Below are 23,111 nucleotides of genomic sequence, written 5' to 3'. Positions count from 1 at the left end.
GTCCAGTTTCCGTTTGTTTTAGCCGGGCTTCAGCTGAAATCCAGCGCGTGAAGCTGCGAGCCATTCTGCTTCAGCCATTTGCGCGCCTCTTCCATCCTCGGGCAAAGCTGGTGGCAGAGAGCCCAGAACTTTGGCCCGTGGTTCATTTCCTTCAGATGCGCCACTTCGTGGGCTGCGAGGTAATCGATCACCAGCGGCGGCGCCATGACGATGCGCCAGGAAAAGCTCAGGTTTCCATCCCAGGAACAGGATCCCCACCGGCTTATCGTGTCTTTCAGCGTGACTGATGCGACCGGCTTGCGGATCGATGCGGCATGGCGAAAGGCCAGCAACTCCATATCTCGACGTGCTTCTTTTTTCAGAAATGTCGCGACCCGACGGCCGAGATGATCCTCCAGCCCGCTTACCCTTACCACCGGCACGCCATCGACCATGGCGATTTCCGTCAGGCCGCGAAGCGTTCCGGTATGGTCGATGCGGTGCTGAACGCCGCGAATCGGCACGAAGCCGCCTGAGCGGATGGGATTGTCGGTGGAGAATTTCGAGAGCTTCGTGAGCAGCCAACCCTGATGGCGCTCGAGAAATTCCTCGATCTCGCTTTTCCGAAGGCCTGCCGGCACAGTGAGATTAAGCGCCCGGCCGCCGGGCTCGATGCGCAGCGTGATGCGAGTGGCGCGACCGTTTTCCTTGATCGTCAGCGGCAAAGCGCGGTTTCCGACTTCAAGCGTGCGCTTCACGGTTTCGAGCGGTTTCGAGCGGGCGCGAAGGGGCTTTTTGAGGAGCGCGAACATGTAGCCTTTCTAGCCGATTCGAGAGCACCGTTCTCATGAAAAAGCCGGCGTCGCAAGGACGCCGGCTCGTTACGTTTTCAGAAGATCCGTTTGACCGATCAGACGTCGACGACCGGGTTCTGGCCGGAAGCGTTGCTGTTGCGGCGCTCGCGCATGAAACGATCGAACTCTTCCTGATCTTTGGCACGGCGAAGCTCGCGGGAATAGCTGTCGAACTCATCGCGCATTTCGTCGAGCTTGCGGCGTTCTTCATCCATGCGGTTGAGTTCGGCCTTGCGCCAATCGTCGAAGGCAACGTTGCCTGTCGAGAAATGCGTGTTGTAGCCAGCGGCGCGGCTTCTGGAAAACCATCGGCTGGTCTTGCCGGCCCATTCGTCGGCGCGATTATTGGCATCGCGCTTGAAGCCGCGAAGCCGATCCCCGAAGATGATATAGGCAAGCATGGCCAAGCCAAGAGGCCAGAAGACCACGAAACCGAGCACCATTAAACCAATGGTGGCCGGCGTCCATTCCGGACGAATCAATGCAGACTGGTTCATGGGTTACACCCTTCAGTTCAATGCGGAGTGGCCTGATGCCAGCCCGATGATATCCGATTTGGTGAGCCTCAGACCCGCCTTCAAGAAGACAGGTCGCTAAATCCAAGAACATGCTGAAATACCTTGGAGAAATCCAGATACCGGCATCGAACCGGATCCACTCTCAGATCGGCGAATCACCCTTGGTATTGCGCTTCCGGGATGCGGGCTTGGCAGTCTTGGTATCGTCCATGGCATGCTTACGGGTGAATTCGATGATGCGGGGGGCGATTTCACTGCGGAAACGCGAGCCGTTGAAGACGCCGTAATGCCCGACATCGGGCTGCATGTAATGCTGGCGCTTGTCATCCGGGATATTCGGACAAATCGTGTGCGCCGCCTTTGTCTGGCCGACGCCGGAAATATCGTCGTTTTCGCCTTCTACCGTCAGAAGAGCAACGGAACGGATCGCCTTCGTATCGACAGGCATCGCGCGATGCATCATCTCGCCCTTGGGCAGGGAATGACGGATAAACACGGCATCGACGGTCTGCAGATAGAATTCTTCCGTCAGATCCATCACCGCGAGATATTCGTCGTAGAATTCACGGTGTTTTTCGGCAGGCTCGCCATCGTTCTTGACGAGGTGCTCGTAGAACTCCTTGTGAGCGGTGACGTGGCGGTCAAGGTTCATCGACATGAAGCCTGACAGCTGCAGGAAGCCCGGATAGACGCGCCGCATGAAGCCCGGCTGCGGAAACGGTACGCTCATGATGACATTGTCGCGAAACCATTCGAGTGGGTGATCTCCGGCGAGTTTGTTGACGGCTGTCGGATTGCTGCGGGTATCGATCGGTCCACCCATCAGCGTCATCGAGGCGGGCGCCATCCGATCACCGCGGGTCTCCATCACCGCAACGGCGGCAAGCACAGGCACCGATGGCTGGCAGACGCCGACCACATGGGTGCCGGGACCGATCTGATGCAGCATCTCGATCAGGTAGTCGATGTAATCGTCGAGATCGAAGCTGCCCTCGGTGACCGGAACCATGCGGGCATCGATCCAGTCGGTGATGTAGAGATCCGCATGCGGAAGCAACGCCTCGACCGTGCCACGCAGCAAGGTGGCATAGTGACCGGACATCGGCGCGACGAGCAGGATCTTCTGGTCGGCCGGGCGCGCGGCGGGCAGATCGCGGCGAAAATGCAGGAGATTGCAAAAGGGCTTTGCCCAGACGATCTCTTCGGTGACCATGACCGGCTTACCGTCGACCACCGTTTCCGGAAGATTGAAGCTCGGCTTTCCATAGCGTCGCGTCATCCGCTCGAACACTTCGAGACTGGCCGACATGGAGCGGCCAAGTGCTGTCTGGGCGAACGGGTTCATCGGATTGTCGGACATGAAGCGCATGGCATCCGCGGCGGCCCGGAACGGCGCCATGGCGGCATGGTTCAACTCATAGAGCTGGTAGAACATGAAATCGGGCTCTCCTCATCCCTGGTCCGATATCCGTCAAAGCGGTGGCGGGCAAAACGTTCCGCCATCGGAATGCAGCAAGGCTAGCACTTGTGGAGGGAGTTATGAAAGGGCGGCGGTTTACCACCGCCCTTCCCTCGCTGCAGCACGCCTTGCCGATGCCAGCGATCGATCAGATATCGGCGACGAATGTCTGTTTCTGGGTGCCGAGACCATCGATGCCGAGTTCGACAACGTCGCCGGCTTTCAGGAAGCGCGGGGGCTTGAGGCCAAGGCCGACGCCCGGAGGCGTACCCGTGGAGATGACGTCTCCCGGATGCAGCGACATGAACTGGCTGAGATAGGAGACGAGGAAGGCGACGCCGTAAACCATCGTCTTGGATGAGCCGTTCTGCATCTTTTCGCCGTTGACCGTCAGCCACATTCCAAGGTTCTGCGGATCCGCGACCTCGTCCTTGGTGACAAGCCATGGGCCAATCGGTCCGAACGTGTCGCAGGACTTGCCCTTGGTCCACTGGCCCGCGCGTTCTGTCTGGAAGGCGCGCTCGGAGACGTCGTTGGTCAGGCAGTAGCCGGCAACGTAATCCAGCGCCTCGGCTTCCGACACGTATTTAGCGGTCTTGCCGATGACGACGCCGAGTTCAACTTCCCAGTCGGTCTTTTCCGATGTGCGCGGAATGACGACGTCGTCGTTGGGTCCGACGATGGCGGAGGTGGCCTTCATGAAGATGATCGGTTCCGGCGGCACGGTGGCGCCGGTTTCGGCCGCGTGGTCGGAATAGTTGAGGCCGATGCAGATGAACTTGCCGGTGCCCGTCACGCAGGCGCCGATCCGATCGGCAGACAGTTCCGGCAATGTAGACGCGTCGATCGCGGCAATCTTCGTCAAACCCTCGGGCGAAATCGCCTCCCCGCCGATATCCGCGACATGGCCAGACAGATCACGGATCTTGCCATCCTGATCGAGCAATGCCGGCTTCTCCTGGCCCACAGGTCCTACACGCATCAATTTCAAGGTCTTATTCCTCCAGTTGTCAGACAAGTGTTTATGCAAAAAAGAGGCGCGATTGTCACCCCTCTTTCTGCCATCTGCGGTTCATTGCAAAGCAGCCCTAACTGCCTAGATTGGGTAAGACCAAAACTGAAGAGGACACTATGACGACCAGCAACAGCCGGACTTCGGAATTTCCAATCGACGCTTTCTTTCTCGATCGCTGGTCGCCGCGGGCCTTCGAGAAGGAAGCCATCGATCGGGAAACGATGCTGACCATTCTGGATGCCGCGCATTGGGCGCCCTCTTCCGGCAATAGCCAGCCTTGGCGTTTTGTCTACGCGTTACATGGTACCGAGGATTTCACCAGACTTGCGGATCTGCTCGTTCCGGGCAATCGTCGCTGGGCAGAAAACGCGGGCGCGCTGGTCTTCTTCGTGTCGAAAACCTATCGCGTTTCCAAGGATGGCGAACGTCGCGAGGGATACACGCATTCTTTCGATACAGGCGCCGCGTGGTTCTCAATCATCTGCCAGGCGATGAAGCTTGGGTATCATGCGCATGGCATGGAAGGGTTCGACAAGGAAAAGGCTGTTGGCGAACTTGGTTTGCCTGAGGGTTTCAGGGTGGAAGCCGCAGCGGCGATCGGGCGGATGGCAGCCAAGGACACGCTGCCGGAGGACTTGCGCGAGCGTGAGGTTCCAAGCCAGCGCAAGCCTGTATCGGAAGTCGCTTTCGAGGGAAGGTTTGCCGGCGAAGAATAATTGTTTCACGTGAATTGTCCGTCCACAGGATAGATTCACGTGAAACAGATTTGTGCTGGACAAACAAAAACGGCGGCCAAGAGGCCGCCGTTTTTGCGTTGAGTAGATATCTCTCAGATATCGAGGTTGGCGACGTTCAGCGCGTTCTCTTGAATGAACTCGCGCCGGGGCTCAACCTCGTCGCCCATCAGACGAGAGAACAAACCGTCTGCATCCGTCGCATCGGGAACCTTGACCTGAAGCAGCGAGCGAACGTTGGGATCAAGCGTTGTTTCCCACAGCTGCTCGGCATTCATTTCACCAAGTCCTTTATAGCGCTGCATGGACAGTCCCTTGCGTCCCGCCGCAAAGATCGTGTCGAGAAGGGCGCGTGGACCTGAAATATCCTGCTCGCTATCCTTGCGGGCAAGAACTGGCGACGTGCTGTAGATCTCCTGCAGACGCGACGACATCTGGTCGATATGGCGGGCATCGGCAGAGCCGATCAGGGCCACATCGATCACGGCGACTTCCTTGACGCCACGAACCATCCGCTCAAAGCGCATGCCGCCTTCGTCGGTGACGTGACCCGACCAGCCACGCTCGGTTTCCTCGGCGATCATATCGAGACGCTTGGCGACTTCGTTAGCCGTCTGCTGGGCCCGTTCGGGGTTATCCGTCAGATCTGGATGAAGCGCGCCGGCAATGGCTGCCTGCTCGATGATCGAGCGGTTGTAGCGAGAATGCAGTCCCTCGATGATCGAGCGGATGCGCAATGCATCCTGGATGACTTCGCGCATATCCTGGCCGGCACGGACTTCACCGGAGCCGAGGGTCAGGGTCGTATCTTCCAGCCCCATGCCGATCAGATACTCTTCCAGAGCCTGCTCGTTCTTCAGGTACTGGATCGACTTGCCGCGCGTCACCTTATAGAGCGGCGGCTGGGCAATGTAGATGTGGCCACGCTCGATCAGTTCCGGCATCTGCCGGAAGAAGAAGGTCAGCAGCAGGGTTCTGATATGGGCGCCGTCGACGTCGGCATCGGTCATGATGATGATCTTGTGATAGCGCAGCTTGTCAGCGTTGAACTCATCCTTGCCGATCGATGTGCCCAGAGCGGTAATCAGCGTGCCGATTTCCTGGCTGGACAGCATCTTGTCGAAACGGGCGCGCTCGACGTTCAGGATCTTGCCGCGGAGCGGTAGGATCGCCTGGGTATCACGCGAACGGCCCTGTTTGGCGGAACCGCCGGCGGAGTCACCCTCGACGAGGAAGACTTCGGACTTGGCCGGATCGCGTTCGGAGCAATCGGCGAGCTTGCCGGGAAGCGAAGCGATATCGAGCACCCCCTTGCGGCGGGTGAGTTCACGAGCCTTGCGGGCCGCTTCGCGGGCAACAGCAGCTTCCACCACCTTGCCGACGAGGATCTTCGCTTCAGCCGGATGTTCTTCAAGCCAGGAGCTCAGCGCTTCGTTGACGAGGCTTTCGACAACCGGGCGCACTTCCGAGGACACGAGTTTGTCCTTGGTCTGCGACGAGAACTTCGGATCCGGCACCTTCACGGAAAGAACTGCGGTCAGGCCTTCTCGGCAGTCGTCACCGGTGAGCGAAACCTTTTCCTTTTTCATGATGCCGGACGAATCCGCATAGGACGTGATCTGGCGAGTCAGCGCACCACGGAAGCCCGCCATATGCGTGCCGCCATCGCGCTGCGGAATGTTGTTGGTGAAGCAGAGAACGTTCTCGTGGTAGCTGTCATTCCACCACATCGCGACTTCCACCGTCATGCCGTCCTTCTCGCCCTTGATGGCGACAGGCTTTTCGACGAGCGGCTTCTTGGAACGGTCGAGATATTTGACGAAGGCTTCGAGGCCGCCGTCATACAGCATTTCCTCTTCCTTCACGTCCGGTTTGCGCCGATCGGTGAGCCGGATTCGAACGCCGGAGTTGAGGAAGGCGAGTTCGCGAAGGCGGTGCTCGAGTGTGCCGTAATCAAACTCGGTCATGGTGAAGGTTTCGGTGCTGGCGAGGAAGGTAACTTCCGTGCCGGAGCGACCTTCATAATCCCCGATGACCTTCAGCGGCGCATCGGCGACGCCGTGCGTGAACGAGATCTCGTGAACCTTGCCCGAGCGACGGATCTTCAGCTTGAGCCAGACCGAAAGTGCATTGACGACCGAGACGCCAACGCCGTGCAGTCCGCCCGAGACCTTGTAGGAATTCTGGTCGAACTTACCGCCGGCGTGGAGCTGGGTCATGATGACCTCAGCTGCCGAGACGCCTTCGCCGGTGTGGATATCCGTCGGAATGCCGCGACCGTTGTCGGTGACGCTGACCGAGCCATCCGCATTGAGCGTGACCGTGACGATATCTGCATGGCCGGCCAAGGCTTCGTCGATCGCGTTGTCGACGACCTCGTAGACCATGTGATGCAGACCCGAGCCGTCGTCTGTGTCGCCGATATACATGCCTGGGCGCTTTCGCACCGCATCCAGGCCCTTTAGAACCTTGATGGAATCGGCACCGTATTCGGCACTCGCGCCGTGATCGCTGACGGGTGTGTCGGTCATTCAGTCTCTTCCAGTTGGTTAAAATACCGGCGAGCGAATCACCGGAGTCTCCGCCTTGAATATAGGGAATTCAGGGCGGTTTCTAAAGGTTGGTGCCTCGCAAAATGCCTGGAAAGGCGTGGATGCGCAGAGATTTCCAGGGCAATTCAAGCCTTTTGCAGAAGTCTTCGCATTTCCTCTAGCACGTCCGGCGGCAAAGAGCGAATCCGTGCCGCCAAGGCGTTGGCAAATGCGGTGTATGCAGGCGCCAGGCCTGTCGTGTCGAGGACCACTTTCGGGCGCGAGGCTTCTGCGACCCGAAACAATTCTTCCGCTTCATCCCAGATGATGTTGAAATAGCCGGTGATACGCTGGAGCAACTCAAATGTGGGCCGGCCCCGTTTGCCATGTTCCAAGGCCGACAGATAGGCAGGCGTAACCCCGATCGCCTCTGCCAGTTGCCTCTGGGTAACTCCCTTTTTGGCGCGCAGCTGTCGAAGGGCTTCACCAAAGGGCGTCACAGGACCGATCCCCTATAATCCGCACGGCTCTTCGAAAGCCGCACGTACATGGCGCCCTCGCCACCATGGTTTTGGGCTGCCCATTCGTAGGACGAGATCAGGAAACGAAATTCGGCCTTGGAGAACCACAGCGGCACCGCACGGCGCAGAACCCCCTCGCCGCCCACCGAGCGGCCCTTGCCGGTGATGACGAGAACATGGCGCAGACCGCGATCATGTGCACTGTAGAGAAAATCGAGCAGCAGATCGTGGGCGGCGTCCTGGTAGAGACCATGGAGATCGAGCCGAGCATCGATCGCCAGGCGACCCTTGGCGAGCTTCTTCCGGGTGGGTTTTTCCAGTGGATGATGAATGCCGGCAGGCTTTTTTACCTTCGGCGCGACTGCCGCGAAGGCATCGCTGACACGCTGGGTTGGCGGTACCGGGGGCTTGGAGACTTCATCCTCTGCCGCCAGTCGTGCCGCCATTTCCTCTTCGAAGGCAGCGATCTCTTTCATGCGCCCAGGCAGAGCACGGGCGGATTTCGCCACCTTGCCCCAAAGGATGCGTTCATCTGAACTGAGTTTTCGATCCTTCATGCGCCATATCCTACCCGGCATAACGGCCGGCGGCCGCGTTTGGGACGAGGATATAGAAATCCGCATCGTTTCGCACCGTGCCGGCAAGCTCGCCCGCGTGATAGCCGGAACCGGTGAAGATATCGCCCCTTGCAGGCCCAATAATGGCTGAACCCGTATCGAGCGCCAGCATCAGCCGCGCAAACGGCTTGCCGTCGTCGAGATGTGTCAGCCCTTCCGCACAGATGAAAAAGGGGTAGCCGAATGTGTGAATGGAGCGATCCACGGCGAGCGAGCGTCCCGCGACAAGCGGCACCTTGGCGGCAGCGATAGGACCGAGGTCAGGGTCGCTGACATCGGCCTCACGGAAGAAGATGTAGGACTTGTTGTGCCATAAGACTTCATCAACCTTAGCCGGATTCAACACCAGAGCTTCGGCAAGCCACGCCCGTATGCTCTGCATGGAAATATCTTCGCGAGCGATTTCGCCACGATCGATCAGAAGCTTGCCGATCGGCGAAAACGGATGGCCAGCCTTTGCCGCGTAGGTGATGCGACGGACGCGGCCATCGGGGTAGACCAGCCGAGCTGCGCCCTGAACATGGGCAAAGAAGACGTCGATCCGCGACCGTGCGAAGGCTATCTCCAGCCCCCGGCCGTCGAGACAGCCGCGATCGATTTCACCGCGATCCGGATAAGCGACGATACCATCCGGCGTCTGACGGCCGAACATGTAGCCGGAGTCGAGATCCGCAGGGCGATTGCTTTCGTCGAGATCGACGAGATCGTCAGGCCGGAAATAGAAGGGATGGGTGAAAAGACCTTCGCTCACATCGGAGACGTCGACTTCCGGTTCGTAGAAGGCGGTGACGAATCCTTGTTCGTCATTGTGCTTCAGGATCCGGAAGGGTGTGCAGCGTTGTTCGAAGAAGGTGCGAGCTGCAGAGGCATCGGCAAATGGTGCGGCCTGCTCGAAGAGGTCCGCCAGTTCCATGGCCTCCAGGCCGAGAGAACCCTTGCGATAGGGCTTAACGTTGCGGATATGGGCCGCGCAAGCATGCATCGCCTCATACAGCGGGCTCGGATCGTCGGCAGCCCAACCGGGGAGATCCGCGAAGTCGACCCTCTCGAGGCGGAAGTCAGAGAGGGTCGGAGACGCGGAAATCATTGTTCGGATTCGGTGGCGACCAGCTTCCAGTTCGGGTCGCGGGAGCCGATGTCGCGGGCAAAGGTCCAGATGTCGATGACGTCGGCTACGGTTTCCTGATCGCCGTCGATCAGCGTGCCGGCCTTGTCGAAGGTTGCGGAGATCAACTGGCTGACAATGCGGACGGTAACCTGAGATTCGCCGTCCTTGATCGAAACCTGTGTCATGTCGCATTTGTCGATGCCGACAAAGGTGGACTTGATCACCTCGCCCTTGGCCTCGCGCTCGGCGATCGCCGCTTCGAAGCCGTCATAGACCTCATTGGAGAGAAGCCCCTTCAAGGTCTTCCGATCACCATCGGCAAAAGCCATGACGATCATTTCGTACGCCATCCGCACGCCGTTGAGGAATTCCTTCGGGCGGAACGACGGATCTTCCTTCACGAGGGCACGAAGCGATGCGTTGAGCGGCGTATCAGGCTTTGCGACGGCATCGATATCGGCATTGCGTTGTTCCTCATCGACATTGTCGCGGCGAGGAAGCGTCACTACCTTGCTATCGTCCTCGACGGGACCGCGGGCAACATCGCGAGGGCTGACTGTCTCAGTCGGCGGCTTCTCATGTCCCGTGCGCCGGCCGAGGACGCTGCGCAATTGCAGGAATATCAGCACTGCTGCGACGAGGAAAAACAGTGTTATCAAGTCGTTCGAGCCCATTTTATCCCGCAATTGTCGTTTAAAAGTTCTATGCAGCTTTTCATATAGTCTCCTACCGCCCATCTTCAAATAGCAACGGCGTGAGATGAACCCATATCCGCCAATTAGATACAGGCAATGATTATGCGCTTACCATTCCTTCCGGTTGTTCTCCTGGCTTGGCCGCTGGCCGAAATCGCTGGTTTTGTTCTGGTCGGAAGAGCGATCGGACTCTGGGGAACGCTTGGCCTCGTCCTCGGAACGGGCCTCCTGGGCGCATTGATGATCCGCGGCCAGGGGATGACTATGCTGCGGCGGCTCTCGACAGAAGGGCGCGAAGGTCGGATGCCTGCAGCCGAATTGGTAAGCGGAGCGATGGTCGTGGTGGCTGGCATCCTGCTGATGCTGCCTGGGTTTCTGACCGACATCATTGGTCTCGCGCTGCTTTTGCCCTTTATCCGCAACCTGATCTGGTCGGCCATCGGCAGCCGCGTGGTCGTCGTGAATTCGGGCGATCGCAGAAGCCCGGGCGGTTTTCGCGCCGGTCCCGGCCCTGGCCCCGGCCCTGAGCCTGTTCATCCGGTTGGATCCGGCCCGGTGGTCGATCTCGATGACGACGATTATCGCCGCGAACCGAACCCGTCCTCGCCTTGGGCGGACAAGGATAAGCGGATCGAACCTTAAGGCTAAGATCTCGCAGGGTTGTAAGCCCCGGAGCGAAATGTTAAGTGCCCCCAACGCTTTTCAGCCACCCTTTCCAGCCTTGAGGAATTTTTATGGCAGACGATAACGAACAGGCTTCCGCACCCTCGCTCAATATCCTGGCGCAGTACACCAAGGATCTTTCGTTCGAAAATCCCGGCGCGCCGCGCTCGCTGCAGTCGCGCGACAAGGCACCAGCGATCAACATCAGCGTCAACGTCAACGCCAATCCGCTTTCCGAAAACGACTTCGACGTCGTTCTATCGCTGAGTGCCGAAGCCCGTGAAGACGACAAGATCGTGTTTGCGGCCGAGCTGGTTTACGGCGGCGTTTTCCGCATCACCGGTTTCCCGCAGGAGCACATGCTGCCGCTTCTGTTTATCGAATGCCCGCGTCTTCTCTTCCCGTTCGCACGCCAGATCATTTCCGACGTGACCCGCAACGGTGGCTTCCCGCCGCTGATGATCGATCCGATCGATTTCGGTCAGATGTTCTCGCAGCGCATGGCCGAAGAACAGACCAAGTCGCAGGTTCAGCCGCTCAACAGCTGAGCGAGCAACGGATAGAATATAAAAAGCCCGGTCACAGCCGGGCTTTTTTCATGTTTGGACTTCAGCAGAAATCAGTCGGCTGCATATTTCAGCCAGACGGCCTTATCCTTCAGTCCAATCACCATCGCGGCATGGGCGGCGATGTCGTCTTCGCTGATACGCGGTGGCAAAGGGCGTGGCCGTGCGGCGATCGCGGTTACCACCACATCATCGATCTCGATGACGTTTCTCGGCTGATCAGCACCGACCAGACCGAGAGCCGCCTGCCGGCCGCCGGTCATCTCGATATACACTTCCGCCAGGAGTTCGGAGTCGAGCAGCGCGCCGTGCTTGGTGCGATGGCCATTGTCGATGCCGTAGCGACGGCACAGTGCGTCGAGGGAGTTAGGACCCATCGGATGCTTTCGGCGGGCCATCGAAAGCGTATCGACCACGTTTTCCGGTGGAACCGGCGGCAGGCCTATGCGTTCAAATTCGGCATTGATAAAGCCGATATCGAAATTGGCATTGTGGGCGATCCACCGGGCGCCATCGAAGAAGTCGATGATCTGTTGCGCCACCTGGGCGAAGGGCGGCTTGTCTTTCAGCGACTCATCGGTAATGCCATGGACGGCCAGCGCATCCGGATGAACCTTGCGATCGCCCGGGTTGATATAGAGGTGCAACGTTCTCCCCGTCGGGAAGTTGTTGATGAGCTCTATGCCGCCGATTTCGATAATCCGGTCGGCCTTGGATTCAAGGCCGGTGGTTTCGGTATCGAAGATGATTTCACGCATGGGTATTTCCGTTCCTGCTGCCGGCTTTTAGAGTGGCGATGATGTCGCGCACGCTTGATCTGGCTGGCTCCAGTCCGGCGCCAGTGTCGATGACGAAATCGGCACGCGCCCGCTTTTCGGCATCCGGAACCTGCCGCGCCAAGATCATCGACAACTTCTCCTCCGTCATGCCGGGACGCGCAAGTACCCTCTGGCGCTGCACCTGTGGATCGCAGCTGACGACGACGACAAAATCGACCCTTTTCTCGCCGCCGGTCTCAAACAGCAAGGGAATGTCGAGCACAACGAGCGCTGCGCCGGCGCTTTTGTGTTTATCGAGAAATTCCGTTTCGTGTTTGCGCACCAGCGGGTGGACGATGGATTCCAGAAGCTTGAATTTTTCAGGTGCTGCAGAAAGCTGGCGCGACAGTTCCTGTCGGTCGACGACACCGTCTCTGACCGCATTCGGGAACGCCTCCGCGATCGGATCGACCGCTTCACCGTGATAGAGATCGTGGACCACCTGGTCGGCATCGTTGACCGGGATACCCTCTTGCGCAAACATTTCTGCGGTGGTGGATTTCCCCATGCCGATGGAGCCGGTGAGGCCGATAACGATCATCCGTGCATATCCATATCTGCGATGACGAGATCCCGCAGCGTCTGATCGACGACAGGGCGGAGGCCGAACCATTTCTCGAAACCCGGCACGGCCTGATGCAGAAGCATGCCGAGACCATCCACGGTCACGAAGCCCTGCTCCTCCGCCTGTTTCAGAATGTCCGTTTGCAGCGGGATATAAACGATATCGGTAACGACTGCGTTCGTGAGCATGGTCGAGAAGTCGAACTGCGGTATCGGCGCGCCGTCCATGCCGAGCGATGTTGTATTCACAAAGAGACCTGCGCCGGACATGACCTCGCCCAGTGCTTCCATCGCATGCGCGTGCACGTTTTGTCCGAACCGGTCGGCAAGTTCCTGCGCACGCGCCACGGTCCGGTTGACGACGTGGATTTCTCCGACGCCCTGATCCCTGACGGCTTGAATGATCGCACGGCTGGCACCGCCTGCACCGAGAATGACGGCGCGATCGACATTTCCCCAACCGGGCGACTGTTCGTCGAGGTTGGCGGTAAAGCCGTAGACATCGGAGTTCGAGGCGTGAAGAACACCGTCCTCCATCCACAGCGTATTGGCGGCACCGAGTTCTTCGGCAATCGCATCTGGACGATCAGCGAGCGCAAAAGCCATTTCCTTGTGGGGAATCGTGACATTGCCGCCGCGATAGCCCGATGATCCGCCTTTAAGCTTGCTGATGAAAGCTGGAAAATCCCCAGGTGCCACCGCTTCACGTGTGTAGCGGCCAGCAATACCGAACTTAGCCAGCCAATGACCGTGGATGATCGGCGAACGCGAGTGCTTGATCGGCCACCCCGTTACGAAAGCGTTAACCAAAAGTGTTTCACGTGAATCAGCCATCGATCGCTCCGATCGCGCGCAAGGTGTCGAGAAGCGGCAGCATGGGGAGGCCGAGAATGGTGAAGTAATCTCCCTTGATCCGCGAGAAGAGCTGAATGCCCTCACCTTCCAACTGGTAGGCGCCGACGCTTCCGAACACCGTTTCGCCCACCCTATCCAGATAGCGATCCACGAATATCTCGCTGAGCGGTCTGACGGTAAGATCGGCGTGTGCAACATGCTCCCAAAGGGTTTCGCCATCGCGCATAAGAGCGACGGCGCTGTTCAGCCTATGCGTCCTGTCCGACAGAGAGAGCAGGCTTTCGCGCGCCTCTTCCCGTGATTTCGGCTTGTGATAAACGCGATGATCGAGCGACATGGTCTGATCCGACCCGATGACGATGGCGGAAGGATAGTGTCTGCTGACATCGAGCGCCTTGGCCTTTGCCAAGGTCAGCGCGACGATATCTGGGCTGGCGCCCACCAGTCCCGCCTCGATCTGACGTTCATCGATATCGGCGGCCCGGCTTTCGAAACTCAGCCCCGCATTTTCCATCAACATGCGTCTGAACTTGCTGGATGAGGCCAATATGAGTGGCCTTGAGTGAGACATTGTCACGGCAGATCTCCGGATGGAATTAGTGCCGAATTACCGTAGCTTCGGGCGGAGCGCAACGATGGCCGCCGCCGTCTCCTCGATCGACCGGCGGGTGACGTCGATGACCGGCCAGCCGTGGCGCGAGCAGAGCGCTCGTGCATATTTCAGTTCCTCGTTGATCGTTGCCCGATCCGTATAATGACCGCGATCGAAATTTTGCGTGGTTCCGAGTTCGCGGTGTTCGCGCACCTGTGAAATGCGGTCCGTCGTCGCGACCAGCCCGACGATCAGGGGCCGGGTTGCAGACAGAAGTGCGTGCGGAAGGTCGACGCCCGGCACGATCGGGATATTGGCCGTCTTGATTCCGCGGTTGGCGAGATAGATGCTGGTCGGCGTCTTCGAAGTGCGGCTGATCCCGACCAGTACGACATCGGCCTCGTCGTACCCTTCGGGCATCTGGCCATCGTCATGATCCATGGTGAAGTTCAGCGCTTCGATGCGGGCGAAATATTCCGCGTTGAGCGCATGCTGCGCGCCGACGCGGTATTTAGACGGTGCTCCGAGATAGGTCTGGAATGTCGCCATAACCGGTTCCAGCACGTTGACGCACGGTGTTCCTATCTGACGGCAGCGGTCGTCCAGCAGTTTCGCAAGCTCGCGATCAACGATCGTATAAAGGACGATCCCCGGTTCACGATCGATCGCCTCCAGCACGGCGAGAACCTGCTTGCGGTTTCGCACCAGCGGATAGACGTGCTCGACGGCGAGCGAGGTCTGGAACTGGGCTGCCGCCGCGCGTCCTGTCGAGATCAGGGTCTCGCCCGTGGAGTCAGATATGAGGTGGAGATGGAAGAAGTTTTTTCTGTTCTCCACGTTGTTCTTCGTCCTCTGTTGATAACCGGGGAGAGACTGACCGCCTTTCGAGGGCCGAGCCAGACCCCTGGGATAACCTCCGAGTTGTCCACAATCACGTATTTCGAGGAAGCCGTTTCAGGCCCCCTGTTCAAAGCGGGGATAACCGGATTAACCTATCGATTGATTCACAAGATATCCACAAGAGAGCTTCACCAAGCGCCCGGCACAAGCAATTGATATCCCTGATCGAAATATGGTTATCCAGAAGCTCTGCCAAGAATGCCCAGAAGTTTTCCTTTTCAACGATACGGAGCGGCAGATCGTCGCGTTTTCTGTGCGGGAGTTTTAATCCTTGCTACTCACCGACTCTAAGAAATAGAAGATCTTAAGAATCTTATTTTCTTTATTTGGAGAACCCATTGGCCGGTCCGACCAGGAAGATCGTTGAGGTGCTGAACGGCAAGACGATCACCCCACCGCCGATATGGCTTATGAGGCAGGCAGGTCGATATCTGCCCGAGTACCGCGAAGTCCGTGCGGCAGCCGGTTCGTTTCTCGATCTCTGTTATACGCCGGATCTGGCTGTCGAAGTGACGCTTCAGCCTATCCGGCGCTACGAGTTCGACGCAGCCATTCTGTTTTCCGATATCCTCGTCATTCCCGATGCCTTGAAGCGCAATGTTCGCTTCGTGCAGGGAGAGGGTCCAAGGATGGATCCGATCGACGAAGCAGGGATTGCAGCGCTCGATGGCAGCACGATGCTTTCCCACCTTGCACCGGTGCTGGAGACGGTTAGGAGGCTTCGGCTGGAGCTACCCCCTGAAACTGCCCTGATCGGCTTCTGCGGGGCTCCCTGGACCGTTGCGACCTATATGATCGCCGGTCAGGGAACACCGGACCAAGCGCCGGCACGTCTGTTCGCCTACCGCTACCCCGAGGCCTTCGAAAAACTGCTGGCTCTGCTGGCGGAAATGTCTGCCGAATATCTGATTGGTCAGATCGATGCGGGCGCAGATGTCGTGCAGATCTTCGATTCCTGGGCCGGCGTGCTCGGGGAGAAGGAATTCGAGGAATTCTCGATCAAGCCCGTGCGGCGGATCATCGATATCATCAAGTCAGCGCGACGTGACGCGAAGGTGATTGCTTTCGCCAAGGGTGCAGGCATGAACCTCAAACACTACCGCGCCCGGACGGGCGCAGATGCAATCGGGCTGGATTGGTCGGTGCCGATGTCGTTTGCGCAGGAGCTGCAGAAGGACGGACCTGTTCAGGGCAATCTCGATCCAATGCGCGTGGTGGCGGGCGGAAAGTCCCTAGACGACGGGATCGATGCTATTCTCCAGGGGCTTGGACAGGGACCGCTGATCTTCAATCTCGGCCACGGCATCACACCGCAGGCGGATCCGCAGACTGTTGCGCATCTTGTGAAACGGGTCAGAGGATCGGGCGTATGACGCGGGACGATCGCACCGGTGCCGGAAATGGGCGGCGTGTCGCGTTCCGGGCGGCGACGGCGCTTTCGGTTTTCGTCGTCGTGCTGTTTTTTATCTACTGGCTGCGGCCGGATGATTTCCTGCTCTACATCAAGGCCTTTCACGTCATCGCCGTGATTTCCTGGATGGCCGGGCTGCTCTACCTTCCCAGGCTTTTCATCTATCACACGGAAGCCGAACCCGGCTCCGCCCAGTCGGAAACCTTCAAAGTGATGGAGGGGCGGCTCCTGAAAATCATCATGAACCCGGCGATGATGATCAGCTGGGCGCTCGGGCTTTATCTCGCTTGGGCAGTCTACGGTTTCCAGGGCGGCTGGCTTCATGCCAAGATACTGTTTGTCCTGCTGCTCACCATGGCGCATATGCGGTTCAGTGCCGCAGTTCGGGCTTTTGCCATAGACGGGCCGCGCAAAACCGCCCGCTACTGGCGGTTGATGAACGAAATCCCGACGGTTTTGATGATTGCCATCGTAATCATGGTCATCGTTAAGCCATTTTGATGGTGTCTTGAGCTTTTTCTTAACTCCGCCTGCCCCTCCCCCTTGCAGGCGTGCTCGTGAACAGCTATTTTCCCAGCCATCTCATCTCGTGGCATGTGTGTAATCGTCTGTCCTACCCCGGTGTCTTCCGCGGTAGCGAATTTCACCGACACGCCTGTTTCCCCAAAAAATTCTGAATATGGTCCCCTCTTCATGGCTGAAATGAAGCTTCAAGAACTCAAGAGCAAATCGCCGACCGATTTGCTGACATTCGCCGAATCGCTGGAGGTGGAAAACGCCAGCACCATGCGCAAGCAGGAATTGATGTTTGCGATTCTCAAGATTCTGGCCAGCCAGGATGTCGAGATCATCGGCGAAGGTGTCGTTGAAGTTCTGCAGGATGGCTTCGGATTTCTCCGTTCGGCCAACGCCAATTACCTGCCTGGCCCGGATGATATCTACATCTCTCCCTCGCAGATCCGCCGCTTTTCGCTGAAGACTGGCGACACCGTTGAGGGACCGATCCGCGGGCCGAAGGAAGGCGAGCGCTATTTCGCGCTGCTGAAGGTCAACACGATCAACTTCGACGACCCGGAAAAAATCCGCCACAAGGTGCATTTCGACAATCTGACGCCGCTCTACCCGAATGAGCGCTTCAAGATGGAACTCGACGTCCCGACGTCGAAGGACAATTCGGCGCGCGTGATCGATCTCGTCGCACCGCTCGGCAAGGGCCAGCGCGGCCTGATCGTCGCGCCGCCGCGCACGGGTAAGACCGTTCTCTTGCAGAACATCGCGCATTCGATCACGGCTAACCACCCCGAGTGCTATCTCATCGTTCTCCTGATTGACGAGCGGCCGGAAGAAGTGACGGACATGCAGCGCTCGGTGAAGGGCGAAGTTGTTTCCTCGACCTTCGACGAACCCGCCATCCGCCACGTTCAGGTGGCTGAAATGGTCATCGAGAAGGCGAAACGTCTGGTCGAACACGGGCGCGATGTCGTCATTCTGCTCGACTCCATCACCCGTCTTGGCCGCGCCTACAACACGGTCGTTCCGTCATCCGGCAAGGTTCTGACCGGTGGTGTGGATGCCAACGCCCTGCAGCGCCCGAAGCGCTTCTTCGGTGCCGCCCGTAATATTGAAGAAGGTGGCTCGCTGACAATCATCGCTACGGCGCTGATCGATACGGGCAGTCGTATGGACGAAGTCATCTTCGAAGAGTTCAAGGGGACCGGCAACTCGGAAATCGTGCTCGACCGAAAGGTTGCCGACAAGCGCATCTTCCCGGCCATGGATATTCTGAAATCCGGCACGCGCAAGGAAGACCTCCTCGTCCAGCGCCAGGACCTGCAGAAGATCTTTGTTCTCCGTCGCATTCTCGCGCCGATGGGAACGACCGATGCAATCGAGTTCCTGATCGACAAGCTGAAGCAGACCAAGAGCAACAGCGACTTCTTCGACTCGATGAACACCTGATCCTTAGCCGGATTCACGCTACCGAGAGGCGCCCGTCGTAAAGACGGGCGCTTTCGAGTTTCTGGGACACAGTCCGAAAGCTTCATCATGAACCCTGATACGATCTTTGCCCTTTCGAGTGGAGCACTGCCCGCAGGTCTCGCCGTTATCAGGCTAAGCGGCAACCAAGCCTTCACCGCGGCTGAGACGCTTGCTGGTCGTTTAGCGACGGACCGTAAAGCATCGCTCAGAACGATTCGCGGCCGAAACGGGGCGATCATCGATCAGGGACTGGTGGTCGGCTTCCCGGGGCCAAACTCGTTTACGGGAGAAGACTGCGTCGAACTGCATGTGCATGGCAGCCGCGCCGTTGTTGCAGCTCTCATCCTAGAGCTCGAGCAAATCGACGGACTTAGGTTGGCCGAGGCGGGAGAGTTTTCAAGGCGAGCGTTTGAGAACGGCAGGTTGGATCTCGTCGAGATTGAAGGTCTTGCGGATCTCATCTCTGCCGAAACGGAAATGCAGCGCCGTCTAGCGGTCGAGCAAAGCTTTGGCGGCCAGTCAGCGCTCTATATCGACTGGGCTGAGCGTCTGACGCGGTCGCGTGCTCTGATCGAGGCCGAGCTGGATTTCGCTGACGAGGACGACGTGCCGGGTTCCGTATCGGAGCGGGTCTGGAGCGAGGTGGGACAGATTTATCTGGAACTTCTCCAGCATCTGGAAACCGCAAAGTCTGGCGAGATCATCCGGGATGGCTACAAGATCGTCATCGCCGGGCCTCCGAACGCGGGCAAAAGCAGTCTTTTGAACGCGCTTGCGAACCGGGATGTGGCGATTGTGACGGAACGTGCAGGCACGACCCGGGATATCCTGCATGTCGATCTCGACATGTCGGGTTATCTCGTCCGGTTCTTCGATACGGCTGGCCTGCGGGAAAGCGACGACATTGTTGAAGTCGAAGGGATCCGTCGGGCCCGTGTTGCGATCGAGCAAGCCGACATGATTCTCGCTCTCAATGAGATCGATTCGCCGGCGTTACAAAACCATGAGTTCAGTCAGACTAACGTCTTGACTGTCGGAACGAAGCTGGATGCGCACGCACCTTCGGACGACTTCGACCTTTGCATCTCAACAAAAACTGGCGACGGGCTCGAGCTCCTCAGGGAGACCATCCTCCGAAAGATCACAGCGCTGTGGACCGGTTCGCTGGTTCCGAACAGAGCTCGGCAAGTCGACGCACTGAAAGATGCTTCCAATTTTATTGCAGAGGCGTTAAACGGCACGGAACTTGACTTGAGAGCCGAAAGCCTCCGAGCAGCCGCATCCGCCTTGGGGCGCATTACGGGCCGGGTCGATGTCGAGCAGTTGCTGGATGTTATCTTCTCGCAGTTCTGTATCGGAAAATGATTCACGTGAAACACTCGGCTGACGTGGGACAATGAATATGGACCAAAATTTCGATGTCATCGTCATTGGTGGTGGTCACGCGGGTTGCGAGGCCGCGAGCGCTGCAGCGCGGATGGGCGCGAGGACGGCCTTAATTACCCACAAACGTGAAACGATTGGTGTCATGTCCTGCAATCCCGCGATTGGCGGGCTGGGCAAAGGTCACCTCGTGCGCGAGGTCGATGCGCTTGATGGTCTGATGGGCCGCGTCGCAGACGTTTCCGGAATCCAGTTCCGTTTGCTCAACCGGAAAAAGGGTCCCGCCGTTCGTGGTCCCCGTACGCAGGCCGACCGGCGCCTTTACCGTGAAGCGATGCAGAGGGAAATGTTCAATCACCTGAACCTCACTGTTATTGAGGGTGACGCATTCGACCTCATCACGGACACTGGTCGAGTGTCAGCTGTCATCATGAGAGATGGCCGTCGATTCGGATGCGGAACGGCTGTACTCACGACCGGTACGTTCCTGCGCGGGCTTATTCATATCGGGCAGGAAAAGATACCGGCCGGTCGGGTAGGTGAGGAACCATCGCTCGGGCTATCAGCGACGCTTCTTGGACTCGGCGTTGCCCTGGGGCGCCTGAAAACCGGCACACCGGCACGGCTTGATGGGCGGACCATCGCCTGGGACCAGCTTGACAAGCAGGAAGCCGATGAGCAGCCAGTTCCATTCTCGTTCATAACCGATAAAATCTTAACGCCGCAGATCAGCTGTGGAGTGACCCGCACGAACGAGGCGACCCATCGGATCATCTCCGACAACATCCACCTGTCCGCAATGTATTCCGGCCAGATCGAGGGCGTGGGCCCGCGTTATTGTCCGTCGATCGAAGACAAGATCGTGCGGTTCGGTGAGCGTGACGGGCACCAGATCTTCCTAGAGCCCGAAGGGCTTGATGATCCAACTGTTTACCCAAACGGAATATCCACGTCCCTGCCCGCATCAGTCCAGGAGGCTTTTATCCGGACGATCTCGGGCCTCGAGCAGGTCGAGATTATTCAGCCCGGCTATGCGATCGAGTATGACTATGTTGATCCGCGGGAATTGACACCCACGCTGGAAGTCAAGAAATTGCCGGGGCTGTTCCTAGCTGGCCAGATCAACGGCACAACGGGTTACGAGGAAGCTGCCGCGCAAGGAATGGTCGCCGGCCTTTCAGCAGCGATCACGGCTTCGGGAGGCCAGCCGGAGCCGTTCAGCCGAGCCGAATCCTATATCGGTGTCATGGTCGATGACCTCACGTCGAAGGGCGTGACGGAACCTTATCGGATGTTTACATCACGTGCAGAATACCGCCTTTCGCTACGAGCCGACAACGCCGATATCAGGCTCACTCAGAAGGGCATCGAACTGGGCTGCGTGGGCGCTGATCGTGCAGCGAAGTTCGCGGCCTACTCCAAAGCAGTCGGCGAAACCCGTGCGATGCTAAAATCCCTCTCGCTGACGCCTAAACAGGGTGCAGCTCACGGATTGTCCCTCAACCAGGACGGCCAGCGGCGTACGGCGTACGAGCTGCTCGCCTATCCCAACCAATCGATGGCTGGTCTGGCCGGTGTCTGGGGAGAACTCCATGGGGTCAATGGGAAGGTAGCGGAAGCTCTCGAGATCGAGTCCACCTACTCTGTCTACATGAATAGACAGGCTGCAGATATTGGCTCAACGATCCGCGATGAGTCAAAAACCATCCCCCTGTCCTTCGATTATTCTACAGTGCCCGGTCTCTCAAACGAGCTACGATTAAAGCTCGCAAAGCATCAGCCCAGCAATATGGCGCAGGCCGCAAAAGTTGACGGTATGACGCCGGCAGCGTTGGCACTTATTCTTGCGCTTGTGAAAAAAGAAGCCGCGGTCTCGGATCGCGTAAAACGAGTCTCGGCATGATGTTGAACGGCAGAAGTGTTTCACGTGAAACGCAGGAGAGGCTTGAGCACTTTGCCACGCTCTTCTCCAAGTGGGCGAAAACAATCAACCTTGTCGCTCCCTCGACCCTGAACGAGATTTGGCAGCGCCATATCGCCGATAGCGCGCAAATCTTTCAACTATCCCCGGAGCCATCGAAATGGATCGATCTTGGCTCGGGCGGTGGCTTTCCGGGCGTCGTGACCGCGATATTGCTCGCCGAGCTTGAAGATGGTTGGGTTCACTTGGTCGAAAGCAACCATAAAAAGGCAGCTTTCCTCCGCGTCGCCCTGAACGAAACCGGAGCTCGGGGTTCGGTTCATCCGCTCCGGATCGAGCAGGCGACACATGACTTGCCTGGATGCCAGCGCGTTTCCGCTCGCGCTCTGGCTGATCTCAACCAACTTCTATCCTATTCCTCCGATTGGATGGTCGAAACGGAAGCCAGAGGCTTCTTCCACAAAGGCCGGGATTATCGCCGTGAAGTCAGCGAAGCCCGTAGTCGCTGGGATTTCGATCTGCTAGAACACCAAAGCGTTGTCGAGCAGGACTCGGTTATTCTTGAGATCAGCAACCTCCGACGCAAGGACCCGTAAAGTCAGGTGCGATATGTTCGAGAAGAACCGTATTATTACCATCGCAAATCAAAAAGGCGGCGTCGGTAAGACGACGACAGCAATCAACCTGGCAACGGCGCTCGCCGCAATCGGCGAAAACGTCCTCATCATCGACCTTGATCCTCAGGGAAACGCCAGCACTGGCCTCGGTATTAACCGCAAGGATCGCGTTCATTCGTCTTATGACGTGCTGATGGGTGAAAGCGATATTGGCGAAACTGCCGTTCCGACTGCTGTTCCGAACCTGTCCATCGTTCCCTCCACCATGGATCTTCTCGGTTTCGAGATGGAGATTTCGCAGGCCACGGACCGCGCTTTCCGGTTAAAGCGGGCGCTGGATACTGATGTCGCGCGTGCATATTCTTATATCCTCGTCGACTGCCCACCCTCTTTCAATCTCCTGACGATGAATGCGATGGCCGCAGCGCATTCGGTGCTCGTACCTCTGCAGTGCGAGTTCTTTGCGCTCGAGGGTTTGAGCCAGCTTCTCGAAACGGTTGACCAGGTCCGTCGTACAGTCAATCCGCTGCTCGATATCCAGGGCATCGTTCTGACGATGTTCGATGCGCGCAACAATCTGGCCCAACAGGTCGTCAGCGACGTTAGGACATATCTCGGTGATAAGGTGTACCACACGCTGATTCCGCGCAACGTTCGGGTATCCGAAGCGCCTTCATATGGTAAGCCGGCTATTCTTTACGATCTGAAATGCGCCGGGAGCCAGGCCTACCTTCAGCTCGCCTCCGAGGTGATCCAGCGGGAACGTCGGCGCAAGGCGGCTTGAGACTCTTCTTTGATTACACAAAATAA

General features: G+C 58.1%; 24 protein-coding genes. 10 read left to right on the top strand and 14 right to left on the bottom strand.

Features of this window, described 5'->3' with window-relative positions:
- Window positions 1-29: 29 nt before the first annotated feature.
- The 4 genes from ACQY1K_RS17125 to ACQY1K_RS17110 form a co-directional block, all read right to left on the bottom strand.
- Window positions 30-791, bottom strand: a complete 762-nt coding sequence (locus tag ACQY1K_RS17125; RefSeq protein ID WP_430257949.1) for a M48 family metallopeptidase — start codon at window positions 789-791, stop codon at window positions 30-32.
- 98 nt (window positions 792-889) lie between these two features.
- Window positions 890-1,330 carry a DUF2852 domain-containing protein gene (locus ACQY1K_RS17120; RefSeq protein WP_113109957.1) on the bottom strand — a complete coding sequence of 147 codons (441 nt, stop codon included), beginning with the start codon at window positions 1,328-1,330 and terminating at the stop codon, window positions 890-892.
- 163 nt (window positions 1,331-1,493) lie between these two features.
- Entirely contained in the window at window positions 1,494-2,786 is a 1,293-nt protein-coding gene (locus ACQY1K_RS17115) for a polyhydroxyalkanoate depolymerase (protein WP_184655558.1), read from the bottom strand.
- A gap of 172 nt (window positions 2,787-2,958) precedes the next feature.
- On the bottom strand, window positions 2,959-3,801 hold the full coding sequence (locus ACQY1K_RS17110; protein ID WP_113167245.1) for a fumarylacetoacetate hydrolase family protein: 843 nt from the start codon (window positions 3,799-3,801) through the stop codon (window positions 2,959-2,961).
- Between the two features lie 140 nt (window positions 3,802-3,941).
- Here ACQY1K_RS17110 and ACQY1K_RS17105 point away from each other — a divergent pair, with 140 nt between their 5' ends.
- The gene (locus tag ACQY1K_RS17105; protein WP_092665198.1) at window positions 3,942-4,541 is read left to right on the top strand and encodes a nitroreductase family protein; all 600 of its coding nucleotides are present in this window, start codon (window positions 3,942-3,944) and stop codon (window positions 4,539-4,541) included.
- Window positions 4,542-4,654: 113 nt separating this feature from the next.
- Here ACQY1K_RS17105 and gyrB read toward each other — a convergent pair whose 3' ends face one another.
- The 5 genes from gyrB to ACQY1K_RS17080 form a co-directional block, all read right to left on the bottom strand.
- Window positions 4,655-7,090: a DNA topoisomerase (ATP-hydrolyzing) subunit B gene (gene gyrB, locus ACQY1K_RS17100; protein ID WP_062577110.1), complete on the bottom strand. Its 2,436-nt coding sequence runs from the start codon at window positions 7,088-7,090 to the stop codon at window positions 4,655-4,657.
- 146 nt (window positions 7,091-7,236) lie between these two features.
- On the bottom strand, window positions 7,237-7,590 hold the full coding sequence (locus ACQY1K_RS17095; RefSeq protein WP_092665195.1) for a helix-turn-helix domain-containing protein: 354 nt from the start codon (window positions 7,588-7,590) through the stop codon (window positions 7,237-7,239).
- A complete protein-coding gene (locus ACQY1K_RS17090; RefSeq protein WP_082471708.1) occupies window positions 7,587-8,168 on the bottom strand; it encodes a Smr/MutS family protein in 582 nt (193 codons plus the stop codon). Before ACQY1K_RS17090 ends, ACQY1K_RS17095 begins: the two co-directional genes overlap by 4 nt.
- A 10-nt stretch (window positions 8,169-8,178) precedes the next feature.
- Window positions 8,179-9,315 (bottom strand): murein transglycosylase A, encoded by a 1,137-nt coding sequence (gene mltA, locus ACQY1K_RS17085; RefSeq protein ID WP_430257948.1) that lies wholly within the window; start codon window positions 9,313-9,315, stop codon window positions 8,179-8,181.
- A complete protein-coding gene (locus ACQY1K_RS17080; RefSeq protein ID WP_062462907.1) occupies window positions 9,312-10,010 on the bottom strand; it encodes a Tim44/TimA family putative adaptor protein in 699 nt (232 codons plus the stop codon). The genes mltA and ACQY1K_RS17080 overlap by 4 nt, the downstream gene beginning before the upstream one ends.
- Window positions 10,011-10,133: 123 nt before the next feature.
- On the opposite strand from ACQY1K_RS17080, the gene ACQY1K_RS17075 reads away from it, so the two are divergent.
- Window positions 10,134-10,673 carry an FxsA family protein gene (locus tag ACQY1K_RS17075; protein ID WP_430257947.1) on the top strand — a complete coding sequence of 180 codons (540 nt, stop codon included), beginning with the start codon at window positions 10,134-10,136 and terminating at the stop codon, window positions 10,671-10,673.
- A 92-nt stretch (window positions 10,674-10,765) separates the two neighbouring features.
- On the top strand, window positions 10,766-11,242 hold the full coding sequence (gene secB / locus ACQY1K_RS17070) for a protein-export chaperone SecB (RefSeq protein ID WP_062462904.1): 477 nt from the start codon (window positions 10,766-10,768) through the stop codon (window positions 11,240-11,242).
- A gap of 71 nt (window positions 11,243-11,313) precedes the next feature.
- On the opposite strand, the gene dnaQ is transcribed toward secB, so the two are convergent.
- Genes dnaQ through ACQY1K_RS17045 form a run of 5 tightly spaced genes read right to left on the bottom strand, consistent with a single transcriptional unit; the run spans window position 11,314 to window position 14,926 of the window.
- Window positions 11,314-12,018, bottom strand: coding sequence for a DNA polymerase III subunit epsilon (gene dnaQ / locus ACQY1K_RS17065; protein ID WP_062462901.1), 705 nt, complete (start codon window positions 12,016-12,018; stop codon window positions 11,314-11,316).
- Window positions 12,011-12,619, bottom strand: coding sequence for a dephospho-CoA kinase (gene coaE, locus ACQY1K_RS17060; RefSeq protein WP_430257946.1), 609 nt, complete (start codon window positions 12,617-12,619; stop codon window positions 12,011-12,013). The genes dnaQ and coaE overlap by 8 nt, the downstream gene beginning before the upstream one ends.
- The gene (locus ACQY1K_RS17055) at window positions 12,616-13,476 is read right to left on the bottom strand and encodes a shikimate dehydrogenase (protein WP_430257944.1); all 861 of its coding nucleotides are present in this window, start codon (window positions 13,474-13,476) and stop codon (window positions 12,616-12,618) included. Before ACQY1K_RS17055 ends, coaE begins: the two co-directional genes overlap by 4 nt.
- A complete protein-coding gene (locus ACQY1K_RS17050) occupies window positions 13,469-14,068 on the bottom strand; it encodes a Maf-like protein (RefSeq protein WP_062577095.1) in 600 nt (199 codons plus the stop codon). Before ACQY1K_RS17050 ends, ACQY1K_RS17055 begins: the two co-directional genes overlap by 8 nt.
- Window positions 14,069-14,104: 36 nt before the next feature.
- Complete coding sequence (locus ACQY1K_RS17045; protein ID WP_062462887.1) at window positions 14,105-14,926, bottom strand: pyruvate, water dikinase regulatory protein; 822 nt, start codon at window positions 14,924-14,926, stop codon at window positions 14,105-14,107.
- Window positions 14,927-15,327: 401 nt separating this feature from the next.
- On the opposite strand from ACQY1K_RS17045, the gene hemE reads away from it, so the two are divergent.
- The 7 genes from hemE to ACQY1K_RS17010 all read left to right on the top strand — a co-directional run bounded on the left by hemE (window position 15,328) and on the right by ACQY1K_RS17010 (window position 23,085).
- Window positions 15,328-16,362, top strand: a complete 1,035-nt coding sequence (gene hemE, locus ACQY1K_RS17040; RefSeq protein WP_430257943.1) for a uroporphyrinogen decarboxylase — start codon at window positions 15,328-15,330, stop codon at window positions 16,360-16,362.
- Window positions 16,359-16,901: a protoporphyrinogen oxidase HemJ gene (gene hemJ / locus ACQY1K_RS17035; RefSeq protein ID WP_062577089.1), complete on the top strand. Its 543-nt coding sequence runs from the start codon at window positions 16,359-16,361 to the stop codon at window positions 16,899-16,901. The genes hemE and hemJ overlap by 4 nt, the downstream gene beginning before the upstream one ends.
- 192 nt (window positions 16,902-17,093) lie before the next feature.
- On the top strand, window positions 17,094-18,359 hold the full coding sequence (gene rho, locus ACQY1K_RS17030; RefSeq protein WP_092665173.1) for a transcription termination factor Rho: 1,266 nt from the start codon (window positions 17,094-17,096) through the stop codon (window positions 18,357-18,359).
- A gap of 87 nt (window positions 18,360-18,446) precedes the next feature.
- A complete protein-coding gene (gene mnmE / locus ACQY1K_RS17025) occupies window positions 18,447-19,745 on the top strand; it encodes a tRNA uridine-5-carboxymethylaminomethyl(34) synthesis GTPase MnmE (RefSeq protein ID WP_430257942.1) in 1,299 nt (432 codons plus the stop codon).
- 37 nt (window positions 19,746-19,782) lie between these two features.
- Window positions 19,783-21,666 (top strand): tRNA uridine-5-carboxymethylaminomethyl(34) synthesis enzyme MnmG, encoded by a 1,884-nt coding sequence (gene mnmG / locus ACQY1K_RS17020; protein ID WP_430257941.1) that lies wholly within the window; start codon window positions 19,783-19,785, stop codon window positions 21,664-21,666.
- Entirely contained in the window at window positions 21,663-22,280 is a 618-nt protein-coding gene (gene rsmG, locus ACQY1K_RS17015; RefSeq protein ID WP_325265618.1) for a 16S rRNA (guanine(527)-N(7))-methyltransferase RsmG, read from the top strand. The genes mnmG and rsmG overlap by 4 nt, the downstream gene beginning before the upstream one ends.
- 13 nt (window positions 22,281-22,293) lie before the next feature.
- Window positions 22,294-23,085 carry a ParA family protein gene (locus ACQY1K_RS17010; protein WP_092665164.1) on the top strand — a complete coding sequence of 264 codons (792 nt, stop codon included), beginning with the start codon at window positions 22,294-22,296 and terminating at the stop codon, window positions 23,083-23,085.
- Window positions 23,086-23,111 lie beyond the last annotated feature (26 nt).

The organism is Neorhizobium sp. IRS_2294 (assembly GCF_050500145.1).
In the GTDB taxonomy this organism is placed as follows: domain Bacteria; phylum Pseudomonadota; class Alphaproteobacteria; order Rhizobiales; family Rhizobiaceae; genus Neorhizobium; species Neorhizobium soli.
The sequence above is the reverse complement of the archived record's forward strand: the minus strand, read 5'-3'. Positions and strand labels throughout refer to the sequence as shown.